The 13,534-nt window shown below is 64.7% G+C and carries 10 protein-coding genes; 6 read left to right on the top strand and 4 right to left on the bottom strand.

Annotated elements, in window-relative coordinates:
• Positions 1 to 151: 151 nt before the first annotated feature.
• A complete protein-coding gene (locus tag ACVOMF_RS18135) occupies positions 152 to 1,804 on the top strand; it encodes a M28 family metallopeptidase (RefSeq protein ID WP_481510504.1) in 1,653 nt (550 codons plus the stop codon).
• A gap of 152 nt (positions 1,805 to 1,956) precedes the next feature.
• On the opposite strand, the gene ACVOMF_RS18130 is transcribed toward ACVOMF_RS18135, so the two are convergent.
• Positions 1,957 to 3,291, bottom strand: coding sequence for an MFS transporter (locus tag ACVOMF_RS18130; protein WP_481510503.1), 1,335 nt, complete (start codon positions 3,289 to 3,291; stop codon positions 1,957 to 1,959).
• Between the two features lie 199 nt (positions 3,292 to 3,490).
• On the opposite strand from ACVOMF_RS18130, the gene yedA reads away from it, so the two are divergent.
• Positions 3,491 to 4,393 (top strand): drug/metabolite exporter YedA, encoded by a 903-nt coding sequence (gene yedA, locus ACVOMF_RS18125; RefSeq protein WP_481510502.1) that lies wholly within the window; start codon positions 3,491 to 3,493, stop codon positions 4,391 to 4,393.
• Positions 4,390 to 5,301 (top strand): EamA family transporter RarD, encoded by a 912-nt coding sequence (gene rarD / locus ACVOMF_RS18120; RefSeq protein WP_481510501.1) that lies wholly within the window; start codon positions 4,390 to 4,392, stop codon positions 5,299 to 5,301. Before yedA ends, rarD begins: the two co-directional genes overlap by 4 nt.
• 192 nt (positions 5,302 to 5,493) lie before the next feature.
• Here rarD and ACVOMF_RS18115 read toward each other — a convergent pair whose 3' ends face one another.
• Both ACVOMF_RS18115 and ACVOMF_RS18110 read right to left on the bottom strand, forming a co-directional pair.
• Complete coding sequence (locus ACVOMF_RS18115; RefSeq protein ID WP_481510500.1) at positions 5,494 to 7,203, bottom strand: M28 family metallopeptidase; 1,710 nt, start codon at positions 7,201 to 7,203, stop codon at positions 5,494 to 5,496.
• 61 nt (positions 7,204 to 7,264) lie between these two features.
• Positions 7,265 to 7,918, bottom strand: coding sequence for a DUF4097 family beta strand repeat-containing protein (locus tag ACVOMF_RS18110; protein ID WP_481510499.1), 654 nt, complete (start codon positions 7,916 to 7,918; stop codon positions 7,265 to 7,267).
• 166 nt (positions 7,919 to 8,084) lie between these two features.
• Here ACVOMF_RS18110 and ACVOMF_RS18105 point away from each other — a divergent pair, with 166 nt between their 5' ends.
• Both ACVOMF_RS18105 and ACVOMF_RS18100 read left to right on the top strand, forming a co-directional pair.
• A complete protein-coding gene (locus ACVOMF_RS18105) occupies positions 8,085 to 9,311 on the top strand; it encodes a murein hydrolase activator EnvC family protein (protein WP_481510498.1) in 1,227 nt (408 codons plus the stop codon).
• A 116-nt stretch (positions 9,312 to 9,427) separates the two neighbouring features.
• Positions 9,428 to 10,852: a S41 family peptidase gene (locus ACVOMF_RS18100; protein ID WP_481510497.1), complete on the top strand. Its 1,425-nt coding sequence runs from the start codon at positions 9,428 to 9,430 to the stop codon at positions 10,850 to 10,852.
• A gap of 184 nt (positions 10,853 to 11,036) precedes the next feature.
• On the opposite strand, the gene ACVOMF_RS18095 is transcribed toward ACVOMF_RS18100, so the two are convergent.
• Positions 11,037 to 11,729 carry a rhomboid family intramembrane serine protease gene (locus ACVOMF_RS18095; RefSeq protein WP_481510496.1) on the bottom strand — a complete coding sequence of 231 codons (693 nt, stop codon included), beginning with the start codon at positions 11,727 to 11,729 and terminating at the stop codon, positions 11,037 to 11,039.
• Between the two features lie 200 nt (positions 11,730 to 11,929).
• Between ACVOMF_RS18095 and ACVOMF_RS18090 the strand changes: the two genes are divergently transcribed.
• On the top strand, positions 11,930 to 13,378 hold the full coding sequence (locus tag ACVOMF_RS18090; RefSeq protein WP_481510495.1) for an outer membrane protein transport protein: 1,449 nt from the start codon (positions 11,930 to 11,932) through the stop codon (positions 13,376 to 13,378).
• The last annotated feature ends 156 nt before the right edge of the window (positions 13,379 to 13,534 follow it).

Genomic DNA, 13,534 nt, shown 5'->3' with positions numbered 1-13,534 from the left:
GGTTGCCCCGCTCTCTCCCGTCGGCCCGCCCCCCCCCCCCCCCCCCCCCCGCCCCGCCCCCCCCCCCCCACTACAGGGCTGCCGCGACTACAAGGGCAAGGCCGGTTAGAATCTGCCATTCATTCTGTCGTTGGTAGTTGCCGTGAACCCGATGCGCATCCTGCTGCTGTCCTCCTGCCTGTTTGTCGGCGGCATCGCCTCGGCGGCCAATGACCTGCCCGGCGGCGGCATCGATCCGGAAGCGCTGTCGCGGCATGTACGCATTCTGGCGTCGGACGAATTCGAAGGCCGTGCCCCGGCCTCGGCAGGTGAGCAGCGCACCGTGGACTATCTGGTCGACGAATTCCGCAAGGCCGGCCTGCAGCCCGGTGGCAAGGACGGCAGTTGGGTGCAGGAAGTGCCGCTGGTGCGCGCCACCGTAGATGGCGCGGTACAGGCCAGCCTGAGCTTGAATGGCAAGTCGGTGCCGCTGGTCAACGGTGAGGACATCACCCTGCAGAGCCTGAGCCCGTTCGGTGTGGTCGACCAGCAGGACACGCCGCTGGTGTTCATCGGCTACGGTATCTCCGCGCCGGAACGGCATTGGGACGATTACAAGGATCTGGACCTGAGCGGCAAGATCGCCGTCGTGCTGATCAACGATGCCGACTTCGAGACCGATGCACCGGGCGTGTTCGACGGCAAGGCGGTCACCTATTACGGCCGTTGGACCTACAAGTTCGAGGAAGCCGCACGTCGCGGTGCCGAGGGCGTGTTGATCGTGCACGAGACCGCGCCAGCCGCCTATCCGTGGGCAACCGTGAAGGCGTCCGGCACCTCGCCGCTGTTCGATATCGAACGCAGCCAGGAAGAAGCGCAGGCCGCGCATACGCCGGTACGCGGTTGGATGCAGCGGGCCCTGGCCGAACGCATCTTCAGCGCCGCTGGCCTCGATTTCGAGACCGAGAAGCGCAAGGCGATGAAGGCCGACTTCCGGCCTGTCGAATTGGGCGATGCGCGTCTCACCACCAGCTTCTGGGTCAAGCGTGAGCGCGTGGTCACCCGTAATGTGGTAGCCAAGCTGGAGGGCAGCAGCCATCCGCAGGAATCGGTGATCTTCTCCGCGCACTGGGACGCCTTCGGCATCGGTCAGCCGGACGCAAGCGGCCAGACCGTGCGCCACGGCGCCATCGACAACGCCACCGGCGTGGCCTCGGTGCTGGAGCTGGGCCGCGTGTTCGCCGCCGGCCCGCGCCCGCAGCGCTCGCTGTATTTCATCGCGTTGACGGCCGAAGAGAAGGGTCTGCTCGGTGCCAGCTACTACGCCGCGCACCCGCTGGCACCGCTGGAAACCACGGCAGCGGTATTGAACATCGAGATGTTCAGCCCGGACGGCGAAACTGCCGATATCGCGACCTGGGGCAATGGCCGGGTCTCGCTGGAGGATGATGTGGCGCGCGTTGCCCAGGCACGTGGTCGTCGCTGGTCACCGGACCCGAACCTGGAGGCTGGCTTCTTCTACCGCGCTGATCACTTTGCCTTTGCCCGCAAAGGCGTGCCGGCGATCACCGTCGGTGCAGGCCTGGACAAGCTGGATGGTGGTGTTGCCGCCGGCCGCGCGCTGCGTGATGCCTATTTCGCCAAGTGCTACCACCAGGCCTGCGACGCGTGGTCGCCGCAGTGGGATGCGCGAGGCTTGGCTGCCGACACCTTGTTGGTCTACGACATGGGTTTGGAATTGGCCAACAGCAGAAAGTGGCCGACATGGCAGAAGGGTGCGGAGTTCGAGGCTGCACGTGAAGCGAGTGATGCTGCGAGGCGCTGAGTGATATTGCGTGATGTTGAGTGACGAGAAAGCCGGCGGACTGAGTCCGCCGGTTTTTGTTTTTGCTCTTTGCTTTCTATGCTGTCATTCCAACCTGCGCGAGACGGCATCAGAGCGGAGCCAAAGCCACCCTGGCTCCGAATTATCCAGTCTTACCTCCGCGTACCATCCAACCAGTTCGGCCCCTTGTTCTCCAGGAAGAACACATAGACCACCAGCGATACCGCAATCACCGCGGTGACATAGATGGCGAACGTATCCACATGCCCGGTCTTCAATGCGCCCTGATAGAGCAGCGGTGCCGTGCCACCAAACAGTGAATTGGCCATCGCGTAACCAAAGCCCACGCCCAGCGCACGCACATGCGTGGGGAACAGCTCGGCCTTCACCACTGCGTTGATCGAGGTGTAACCGGTGAGGATGACGAAGCCGACTGACAGCACCAGGAAGGCCATCAGCGGATCATGCTGCTGCGGAAGCTGGGTGATCATGTACCAGCTGTAGAGCACGCCGCCGACGCCGAAGAACACCAGCAGGCTCTTGCGCCCGACGATGTCCGACAGCCAACCGCCGACCGGTTGCAGCAGCATCAAAAACGTCAGTACGCCCAGGTTGATCACGGTGCCGGTCATCACGTCGTTGCCGGCGAAGGCACTCTGGATCATCTTCGGGCCGTTCACCGAGTAGGTGTAGAAGGCGACGGTGCCGCCGGCGGTGATCAGGAAGCACAACAGCAACGGTCGCCATTGATGCACGAACAGCTCGTACATCGAGCCGGAAGCCTTGGCCCGGCCATCCTTCGCTGCTTCGATGGAGTCGGAGGTCAGCGATTCGTCCATGCTCCGGCGCAGCCAGAAGACCACGATGGCGGCAATGCCACCAATGCCGAAGGCGATGCGCCAGCCCCAGGCCGAAATCTCGGGCTTGTCCCACAGCAGCAACATGCCGAGCAGGGTCAGCTGCGCCAATACGTGGCCGCCAACCAGGGTGACGTAGTGGAACGAGGACAGGAAGCCGCGCCGGCCGGGGATCGCGGCTTCGGACATGTAGGTGGCACTGGTGCCGTACTCGCCACCGGTGGCGAAACCCTGTGCCAGCCGCGCGAACAACAGGATCAATGCTGCCGCGCCACCAATCTGGGTGGCGGTCGGGGTGATCGCGATCAGGAACGAGCAGGCCGCCATCACCGTCACCGATACCGTCAGTGCGCGGCGGCGACCGTAGCGGTCTGCGAAGCGGCCGAAGTACCAGGCACCAATCGGCCGCATCAGGAAGGTGGCGGCGAAGATCGCCCACACGTAGATCGTGGAGTTCTTGTCGGCGGCCGAGAAGAACTGCGACTCGAAGTACACCGCGAACACCGAGTACACATAGACGTCATACCACTCGACCAGGTTGCCGGCCGAGCCTTTCAAGGTGTTGGAGATGGAGCGACGCAGGGCGGCGCGGTCGGAGGCTGCCGGTGCGCTGGCGGTGGAGGTGTTCATGCAGAAGCGGTCCTCGCTTGATGAGCAATGGCCGGGCGATGCGCGCAGCTGTGGCGCGGCGGTCGGTCCAACCCTAGCGCAGACCATGTATGGATGATGTAGGTGGGCTGCCAAACGAATACAGCATGCCGTTTTTCAGACTGATCTCGGCGCCGCTGTGCCCTAGAATTCACCTTCCCCCGAATGGTGGCACTGCCTCATGTCCTCCCCCGATTCCACGCCGGCTGCTCCTCCCAGGGGGGGCCTTGTCGTTCTGGCCTTGTTGCTGGTCTACGTGGTGTGGGGGTCGACCTATCTCGGCATCCATCTGGCGCTGGAAAGCGGCCTGCCGCCGCTGACGGTGATCTCTGGTACCCGCTTCGTCATCGCAGGCAGTGTGCTCTATGCCCTGCTGCGCTGGCGCGGTGTTGCCGCGCCGACCCGTGCGCAATGGAAGACGCTGGCGGTGATGGGCCTTTGCCTGCTGTTCCTCGGCAACGGCATGGTGGTGCTGGCCGAGCGTGATGTGTCGTCGGGTCTGGCGGCGGTGGCGGTGGCCTCGGTGCCGTTGTGGATGGCTTTGTTCTCGGCCATCCGTGGCGAGAAAGTCACCCGCGGTGAATGGCTGGGTATTGCCGTTGGCTTCGTCGGCGTGGTCTGGCTCAACGCCGGCAGCAGCCTTACAGCAACGCCTACCGGCTTGATCCTGCTGCTGATCGCGCCGCTGGGCTGGGCGTTCGGTTCGATCTGGTCGCGCGGCCGTGACCTGCCATCGCCGTTCATGACCGCCGCCGGGCAGATGCTGTGCGGTGGCGTGATCCTGGTCTGCGCCGGCCTGCTGCGCGGTGAGCGCATCAGCACCTGGCCCAACCTTCAGGGCCTGCTGTCGGTTAGCTACCTGACCGTATTCGGCTCGATCATCGCCTTCACCGCTTACGTGTGGCTGCTGCACAACGTGCGCCCGGTGCTGGCCAGCAGCTATGCCTACGTCAATCCGGTGATCGCCGTCGCCCTTGGCGTGTGGATCGCACATGAGCGTTTCAGTGTTTCCGATCTCGGCGCGATGGCGGTGATTCTGGCCGGCGTCGTGGTCATCACTCTTGCAAGGCTGCGTCGCACATGAACAGCAACAGCGAAATCCGCAATGGCCTATGGGCCACCACCTTGGCCTTCGTCATCTGGGGCCTGTTCCCGCTGTACTGGCATCTGCTCAAGGAGGTGCCGTCATTCCTGATCATCGCCCATCGCATTGTCTGGAGTGCGGTGCTGCTGGTCGGCGGGTTGGGTATCGTGCGCGGCTGGGGCTGGTTGCGGGCGGTATGGGCAACGCCGCGGCGGTTCTGGCTGCTGGGCCTGTCTAGCCTGCTGATCGCGCTGAACTGGAGCCTGTACATCTGGGCGGTGAATGCCGGCCACGTGGTTGAGACCAGCCTGGGTTATTTCATCAATCCGCTGCTGAGCGTGCTGCTTGGGGTGATGGTGCTGGGCGAGCGGCTGGGCAAGCTGCAGTGGCTGGCGGTAGCGCTGGCGGCACTGGGCGTGGCCTGGCTGACCTGGCAGAGCGGACGCCCGCCGTGGATCGCGATTGGCCTGTCCATCACTTTTGGCCTGTATGGCCTGCTGCGCAAGCTGGTGGTTGTCGATGCGGTGAGCGGGCTGGGCGTGGAAAGCCTGTTCATGGTGGCGCCGGCGCTGGCCTATGTGGTCTGGGCCGAGAGCGGCCATGGCGGTGGTTTCATCTCCGGCTGGGGCATCGGCAACGACGTGTTGCTGGTGCTGGCCGGTGCGGTCAGCGCGATCCCGCTGATTGCCTTCGCCTTCGGCGTGCGGCGGGTGCCACTGACGGTGGTTGGCCTGCTGCAGTACATCGCGCCGACCCTGCAGTTCCTGGTCGGTGTGCTGGTGTTCCGCGAGGCTTTCAATGCCAGCCAGTTGGTTGGCTTCTGCCTGATCTGGGCCGGGCTGGTGGTGTTCGCGGTAGCCGGCGTGCGCAAGGCACGCAGTGCCCGCGTGGAGACATCGGCGGCCTAGGCAGCCCCCGTAGCCCGGGTAAGCGCAGCGCACCCGGGGCTGTTTGCGCATTGCCTTCAATGCCGGCTATCCCTGGCTCCCGGGTGCGCCGCGCTTACCCGGGCTACAGCGTCGCCGCTTTGCATCAGCGGGCAACCACATAAACAGGAACGGCGCCCAAGGGCGCCGTTCCTGTTCGCGACCAGCAGCGGCTTACTTGGCCGTGTTGCTGTCCTTGTTCTTCATCATCGCGTCGCGGTTGGCCTTGAACGGGTTGCCTTCGTACCAGTTCGGCCAGGCGTCGCCGCCGGCCAGCTGCTGGCCAACACCGTACAACAGTTCCAGGTCTTCGACGATGCCGTCGAGCTTCCAGGTGGCCGGGTCGTACTCGTCCTTCGGGCCGTGGTAACGGTCCTTGCCATAGGCTTCAGCAGCACGCTTGCCAGCCTCGACGCCGCCGTCGATCAGGTCTTCGCCGCCATCGGCATACAACGCAGGCACGCCGGCCTTGGCGAAGTTGAAGTGATCGGAGCGGAAGTAGAAGCCGCTCTGCACCGAGCTTTCCGCATGCAGGGTACGGCCCTGCTTGGCGGCCAGCGGCTTGAGCAGGTCTTCCAGCTCGGAGCTGCCAAAGCCCGTCACGGTGAGGTCACGCGCACGGCCATTGACCGACATCGCATCGATGTTGATCACACCGGCAATCTTGTCCAGCGGGAAGGTCGGGTGGTTCACGTAGTACTGCGAACCGAGCAGGCCCGATTCCTCCAGGGTCACCGCCAGGAACACCACCGAGCGCTCCGGCGGGGTCTGCTGGTGGGCCATCGCATCGGCCACTTCAAGAATGCCGGCCACGCCGGTCGCGTTGTCGACCGCACCGTTGTAGATGTTGTCGCCTTCCTCGCCTTCGTGCTTGCCCAGGTGATCCCAGTGCGCCATGTACAGCACGGCTTCGTCGGCACGCTTGCTGCCCGGAAGCACGCCAACCACGTTGCGTGACTTCTTCTGCGCGATGGTGCTCTTCAGGTCCAGCGACAGGCTGGCATCCAGCGGTGCCGGCTTGAAGCCACGCTTGCTGGCGTCCTTGTAGGCCTTGTCCAGGTCCAGCCCGGCATCGGCAAACAGCTTGCGTGCGGCCTCGGCGCTGAGCCAGCCCTGTGCCTGCAGGCGCGGCTGGCTGTCTTCTGCTGCGGGCAGGTCGTACTGCGCACCGCCCCAGGAGTTCTTCACCACATCCCAGCCATAGGAAGCGCCGGCGCTGTCGTGCACGATCAGTGCGGCAGCAGCGCCCTTGCGTGCGGCTTCCTCGAACTTGTAGGTCCAGCGCCCGTAATAGGTCATGCGCTTGCCATCGAACAACTTGGCGTCGTTGGTGTGGAAGCCCGGGTCGTTGACGAACATCACCACCGTCTTGCCCTTCCAATCCTGGCCGGTGTAGTCGTTCCAGTTTTGCTCGGGTGCGTCGACGCCATAGCCGACGAACACCAGCTCGCTGTTGTCGATCTTGATTTCCGGCTGGCCGCTGCGGGTGCCGATCACCATGTCGGTGCCGAATACCAGGTCACGGCTGGCCTGGCCCTGCTGGATCTTCAGCACGGTGGCCGGGTTGGCCGTGGTTTCGGTCATCGGCACTTCCTGGAACCAGCTGTCGCCGTTGCCTGGCTGCAGGCCGATGCGCTGCATCTGGTCGCGGATGTAGTTGACCGTCAGTTCTTCGCCGTTGCTGCCCGGGGCGCGGCCTTCGAATTCATCCGAGGCCAAGGTCTTCACCAGCTCGCCGAAGTCGGCGGCATTGATTGCCCCGGCAAAGGTGTGGGCCGGAGCCGGGGCAGGGGCGGGCGCGGAGGCCGCCGGTGGCGGTGCCTCCTGCTTGCAGGCGGCCAGTGCCGCGGTCGCGGCCAGGCACAACAACAGTTTGCGATGCATGAGAACTCCGGGTTGCAAGATCGAACCCGGATTCTAGGCAGGATTGGCCTGCAATGCGCGTTCAGCGTGGCGCGGTTTCGCTGTCGAAGCGTTGCGGCGTGGCGCCGGTCACAGGACCGATCTTCGCCGAGTCGTGCACCAGCAGCACGACCTCGCGCTCGAACACCAGCGGGCCTTCGACCACGGCGTTCGGGCCGATGACGATACGCGGCTTGCGCGGTGCAGTCAGAGAGATGCCGAACGAGGGACGATTGACCTTGATGCCGCCTCTGACAACTGAATCGATGCCAACGGTGATGTCGCCATTGACGGTTTCGATGTCGCCAGCCAACTGCACGGCGACCAGGCCGATGCTGCCGTTGACGGTTTCAATGCTGCCGCCAATGCGGCTGCCGCGATCAACGTAGATGCCGCCGTTCACCGTATCCAGGCCGTGGGTAAGCACCAGGTTGCGGCCGCCATGGATCCCACCGTTGACGGTTTCGATGCTGTGCGCCTGCACGTTGTCATCGGTGCGTACGCTGCCGTTGACGGTTTCGACGCTGTTGGCCTGCACACCGGAAGCCAACTGGATGCTGCCATTGACGGTTTCCAGATCGCCGTAGGTGTTGCCGGCCTGGGTCTGGATGCTGCCATTGACCTTGCTGATGTCGTCGGCGGCCAGCGCCAGTGGGGCACTCGCGCTCAGCAGCAGAAGTAGAAATAGACGTTTCATGAGATCTCCACTGTGGAAATGCCGATGGACTGGGTGGCATGGCATCACGCTTGGGTACAATCCGCATCTGCCTGAAGTCACTGGAACCTCTTTGCGCCAGCCCAGTCACCAGCCTCGTCCCCAACGACCTGCGGCCCTGCTGCCATGGCGTGGTGCTTGCCTGCTGATGCTGGGCGTACTGCTGGCCGGGCCATTGTCGGCGCAGAACAGCTCGCGCGACACCGAGAAGAAGCTGCAGCAGCTGCGCGGCGAGATCAGGGGCGTTGCCCAGGAGCGTCGCCAGTTGGAAGGGCAGCGCGGTGAAGCCAGCCAGCGCCTGCGCGAGGCCGACCAGAAGGTCGCCCGCAGCGGCCGCGCGGTAGCCGAGGCCGAGGCGGCGGTGCAGCGCGAGCAACAGTCATTGGTGGCCCTGCAACAGCGCCGGACCACGCTGGAAAGCGGCCTGGCCCAGCAACGCCAGCAACTGGCAACGCTGCTGCGCGGCGCCTACCAGTTGGGCAACCACGCGCCATTGAAGCTGCTGCTGTCGCAGGACAGCGTGGCCGACGCCAATCGCGAACTGGCCTACCACCGCTACCTGCAGCGCGAACGCGCCAGGGCAATCACCGGCCTGACCACCGACCTGCAGGCGCTGACCAGCACCGAGCAGCAGATCGTCGCGCGCAGCAAGGAGCTGGAGCAGGCCCGCGAACAGCAACGCCAGCAGGCCGCAGCGCTGGCCCAGGACCGCCGCCAGCGCGCCAGCGTGCTGAACGAACTGGATACCCGCTATCAGGATCGCAGCGAGCGCGAGAAGGCCTTGGGCAAGGACGCGCGCGCGCTGGAACAGGTGCTGGCCAGCCTGCGCGCCGCGGCTGCCCGCGCCGAAGCCGAGCGCCGCGCGGCCGCTCGCCGTGCCGCCGAACAGGCGCGGGCAGCAGCTGCCAATAACAGCGGCTCCACCCGCAGCCCGGCCCGGGCTGCAGCGGGCAAGGTGCCACCGCGGGTGGTCGCCAACGCGCCGGCACCGCGGGTTGGCGGCCTGGGTTGGCCGTTGTCGGGCAACCTGCTGGCACGCTATGGCGGTCGTCTGCCGGACGGCCGCAACAGCGCCGGCGTGCTGATCGGTGCACCCGCCGGCAGCACGGTAACTGCCGTGGCCGATGGCACGGTGGTGTTCTCCGACTGGATGACCGGCTACGGCATGATCCTGATCGTGGATCACGGCAACGGCTACATGAGCCTGTACGCGCATAACGACACCCTGCTGAAGGACGCCGGCGCCAGCATCAAGCGTGGCGATGCGGTGGCCAAGGTCGGCAACTCCGGTGGCCAGGGTGTGACCGCGCTGTATTTTGAACTGCGCCGCAACGGCCAGCCGGTGGATCCCTCGACCTGGTTGCAGCGGCAGTAACGCCCGCTGAGCGCTGGCGCAGGCGGCTGCGCCGGTTCAACAAGAATTTAGCCGGGCTTCGCGCATAATCGGGTCCAGCGCGGTTATTGCGCATCCGTAATCTCATGGAGTGGTTCATGCGTGTAGCCCGTCTTGCTGCTGCCCTGCTGTTGGCCCTGTCACCGGCTGTTGCATTGGCCCAGAGCGCCCCGGACAAGGTGTCCAAGGCGGACGATCCCGATGCCAAGGAATCGGTCACCTCACGCGTACCCCTGGACGAGATCCGCCGCTTCGTCGGTGTCTACAACGCCGTGCGTGCGGCCTATGTTGATCCGGTGGATGACAAGAAGCTGATGCAGTCCGCCGTGCGCGGCCTGTTGCTGGAGCTGGACCCGCACAGCACCTACTTCGACAAGGAAGATGCCGAGGCCTTCGACGAGCAGACCAATGGTGCCTACGAAGGCATCGGCGTGGAGGTACTGCAGCAGGACAACACCCTGAAGGTGGTGTCGCCGATCGACGACACCCCGGCCGCGCGTGCCGGTCTGAAGGCCGGTGACCTGATCGTGGCCATTGATGGCACTCCGATCAACGCCATCGATGCCAGCGAACCGCTGCGCGGCAAGGCTGGCAGCAGCGTGGTGCTGACCATCGCCCGCGGCGAACAGAAGCCCTTCGATGTCACCGTGATGCGCGAGACCATCCGGGTCACCAGCGTGCGCAGCAAGATGCTGGAGCCGGGTTATGGCTATATCCGCATCAGCACCTTCCAGGCCGATACCGGTGCCGATTTCCAGAAGCAGTTGAACCAGCTGCAGGCGCAGGCTGGTGGCAAGTTGAAGGGCCTGGTGCTGGACCTGCGCAGCAATCCGGGCGGTCTGCTCACTGCTGCAGTGCAGGTAGCGGATGACCTGCTGGAGAGGGGCGGCATCGTCAGTACCCGCGGCCGCATCTCGATCAGTGATGCCAGGTTCGACGCCACCCCGGGCGACCTGCTCAAGGGCGCGCCGATGGTGGTGCTGGCCGACGCAGGCTCGGCCAGTGCTTCTGAAGTGCTGGCCGGCGCCCTGCGTGACAACAGTCGTGCCCGCGTGGTCGGCAGCCGCACCTTCGGCAAGGGCTCGGTGCAGACCGTGCTGCCGCTGGACAATGGTGATTCGGTCAAGCTGACCACCGCGCGCTACTACACCCCGAGCGGTCGCTCGATCCAGGCCACCGGCATCCTGCCGGACGTGGAACTGACCCCGGATCCGGCCGATGCGGTCAACGACCTGCCGCCCAGCCTGAGCGACTACAGCGAAGCCAAGCTGCCCGGCCATCTGCGTGGCGATGATGAAGCGGTGGGCAGCAAGGCCGGTGTGGTGTTGCCGGGCGATGCCCCGATCCAGTCGGCGCTGCAGGAACTCAAGCACCCCGGCTCGGTAGCGGCAGCGCAGGCTGCAGCGGCGAAAGCCAAGCCGAAGCCGGCCAGCGCCGAAGCCAAGCCGGCGGCCCCGGCCGCGGCCGCGGCTGCAAAGCCGCAAGCCACAGAAAAGCCCGCCGCCGAAGAAAAACCCCTGTAGTGCCGAGCCATGCTCGGCAGGGGCTTCACCAGCAATACCCCCGCGTAGTGCCGAGCCATGCGCGGCAGCACCTTTACCGGTAAGGCCCCAGCCGAACATGGTTCGGCTCTACCCAAGGCACAGCCCTCCCGCGATCTGATCGATCGCGGGCTTCGCGGCTGACGTCGCTCCCACAAAAAAAAGGCTAGAAGCCCTTGCGCTTGCGCAGGCGCCGGGCAATCGCCGCACGCACATACAGCCCGTACGCCACGCCAAACAAAAAACCAGCCACATGCGCCGACCAGGCCACCATGCCGAAGCTGGGGCCGATATATGCGAACACCACCTGCAGGGCTGCCCACACGCCGATCAGCAAAAATGCCGGTGCACGCACGAATTCCAGGAACAGGCCCAGCGGCAGCACCACGCCCAGCTTGGCGCGCGGGAACAGGGTCAGGTACGTGCCCATCAAGGCCGAGACCGCGCCACTGGCGCCGATGATGGTGCGCTCCGGCGAACCGATCACATACAGCGCGGCCAGGTTGGCGATGGCGCCGCCAAACAGGAACAGCAACAGCAGGCGCCACGGCCCCAGCACCCGCTCGGCGGGCAGGCCGAAGATCAGCAGGAACACCAGGTTGCCCAGCAGATGTGACCAGTCGGCATGCAGGAACAGCGCGGTGAACAGCCTTAATACACTGCCGTCGCGCAATGCCGCCCACCAGTCGTGGCCGCTGCCCAGGCCGGTGGCCAGCGCACCCCAGTCCAGCCACAGCGAGCGTCGCGCCTCATCTGGTCGTGAGATCGACCAGAGGAAGGCGGCCAGCAAGGTCAGGCACAGCAAGGGCACAGCCCAGCGCAGGCCTGACTTATTTCTGGAAGGAATGGAGACGAACATGAGTGCGGAAGCCTAACCCGGGACTGCCCGGTGCGGGCTGGGAATATGTCTTACGTCGTTATTGTTTAGTTAACGAGCGTGGGTGATACTGCATACGGCGTCGTATGTCGGGAGGGGACTCCGGCGCACTGTCAAGTAGCTTGCTACTTGGGAGTGCAGGCGCAAAACGACCATTACCGTTTACGGAGAGAGCTTCCACTATGACCGCTTCTGCTATTGCTCGCGTAACTGCCCTTGCCGTCGGTATTGCCGGCGCCCTGGCTTTCAGCCACGCCGATGCTGCTGCCTTCCAGCTGAAGGAAAACAGCGCCAAGGGCCTCGGCCGCGCTTTTGCTGGTTCCACCAGCGCATGGGACGACGCTTCGGTTGTCGCCACCAACCCGGCCTCGATGCGCCTGCTCGACGGCCGCCAGTTCCAGGCTGACCTGAGCGCCATCAGTTTCTCGGCGGAATTCGAGAAGTCCTCCGGTCGCAACTCCGGCCCGGGTGGCCCGGGCACCGGCACCAACATCACCGGTGGCAACGGCGGCGACGCCGGCATGATCGCGCCGGTCCCGGCTGCGTATTTCCACCTGCCGTTCGGCGAGAACGACAACATGCATTTCGGCCTGTCGCTGACTGCACCGTTCGGCTTCAAGACCGATTACGACAAGAACTGGGTGGGCCGCTACAGCGGCGTGACCACCGACCTGAAGGCCATCGACCTGGGCGCTGCGTTCTCCTACGACGTCAACCCGTATGTATCGTTCGGCGCGTCGGTGTTCGTTGAGCACCTGACCATCGAACTGTCCAACGCACTGGACATGGGCGCCGTGGTCAACGGTGCCGCCCAGCAGCGCGCCGCCGCAGCTGCCGCTGCCGCTGGCCGCACCCCGGCCCAGATCGCCGCCGCCGCCGCCGCTGCTGGTCAGGCTGCAGCAGCGGGTGGCTTCTTCCCGGGCAGCGCCGATGGCTTCGTCACCATCGAAGGCGACAACAATGCTGTCGGTTACGTGCTCGGCACCACCCTGAGCCCGACTGAAGACACCAACATCGCCTTCAGCTACCGCTCCAAGGTCGAGCACAAGATCACCGGTGGCAAGGCCAACTTCACCGTTCCGCAGAATGTCTCGGTTGCCCTCGGTCAGCCGGGTAGCGGCCTGTTCGTGGACACCTCGGGCAAGGCCACTGTGACCCTGCCGGCATCGTTCTCGATGAGCGTGACCCACCGCATCAACGACCGTTGGACGGTGATGGGCGACGTGTCGCGCACCGCATGGAAGACCGCGTTCGACCAGGTGACCGTCGACTTCGCTTCGAACCAGCCGGACAGCGTCCTGGGCTTCCATTACAACGACACCACCTTTGGCTCGATCGGTACCGAGTACAAGCTGTCGGATACCATCACCCTGCGTGGCGGTGTGGCCTATGACGAGTCGCCGACCAGCATCGAGCACCGCGACGTGCGCGTGCCGGACGTGACCCGCAAGTGGCTGTCGTTCGGTCTGGGCTGGACCCCGTCGGAGAAGACCGAGTTCAACTTCGGTTACACCCATCTGTTCACCAATGAGCCGGGCATCAACGTGACCTCGGCCACTGGCAACGTGGTCAAGGGCAAGTACGACGTGGGCGGCGACATCCTCGCTGCTTCGATCAACTACAAGTTCTAAGTGAACCTGTAATTGATGCATGCAAAAAGCCCCGCGCAAGCGGGGCTTTTTGTTTGGGCTGCCTTGTTTGTGGGAGCGGGGGGAAACCACAACAGAAAAGGAGCAAAAAAAGGAAAAAAATACTGAGTTTACTTATATGAGGACATAGAGCGGGAA

The organism is Stenotrophomonas sp. STEN022 (assembly GCF_056760155.1).
Note: the sequence above shows the minus strand (reverse complement) of the source record. Positions and strands in the feature narration are given on the sequence as shown.

Bases quoted from the DNA above. Each gene is read 5' to 3' on its own strand.
- ACVOMF_RS18135 (WP_481510504.1), top strand. From the start codon at position 152: ATGCGCATCCTGCTGCTGTCCTCCTGCCTGTTTGTCGGCGGCATCGCC.
- ACVOMF_RS18130 (WP_481510503.1), bottom strand. From the start codon at position 3,291: ATGAACACCTCCACCGCCAGCGCACCGGCAGCCTCCGACCGCGCCGCC.
- yedA (WP_481510502.1), top strand. From the start codon at position 3,491: ATGTCCTCCCCCGATTCCACGCCGGCTGCTCCTCCCAGGGGGGGCCTT.
- rarD (WP_481510501.1), top strand. From the start codon at position 4,390: ATGAACAGCAACAGCGAAATCCGCAATGGCCTATGGGCCACCACCTTG.
- ACVOMF_RS18115 (WP_481510500.1), bottom strand. From the start codon at position 7,203: ATGCATCGCAAACTGTTGTTGTGCCTGGCCGCGACCGCGGCACTGGCC.
- ACVOMF_RS18110 (WP_481510499.1), bottom strand. From the start codon at position 7,918: ATGAAACGTCTATTTCTACTTCTGCTGCTGAGCGCGAGTGCCCCACTG.
- ACVOMF_RS18105 (WP_481510498.1), top strand. From the start codon at position 8,085: ATGCTGGGCGTACTGCTGGCCGGGCCATTGTCGGCGCAGAACAGCTCG.
- ACVOMF_RS18100 (WP_481510497.1), top strand. From the start codon at position 9,428: ATGCGTGTAGCCCGTCTTGCTGCTGCCCTGCTGTTGGCCCTGTCACCG.
- ACVOMF_RS18095 (WP_481510496.1), bottom strand. From the start codon at position 11,729: ATGTTCGTCTCCATTCCTTCCAGAAATAAGTCAGGCCTGCGCTGGGCT.
- ACVOMF_RS18090 (WP_481510495.1), top strand. From the start codon at position 11,930: ATGACCGCTTCTGCTATTGCTCGCGTAACTGCCCTTGCCGTCGGTATT.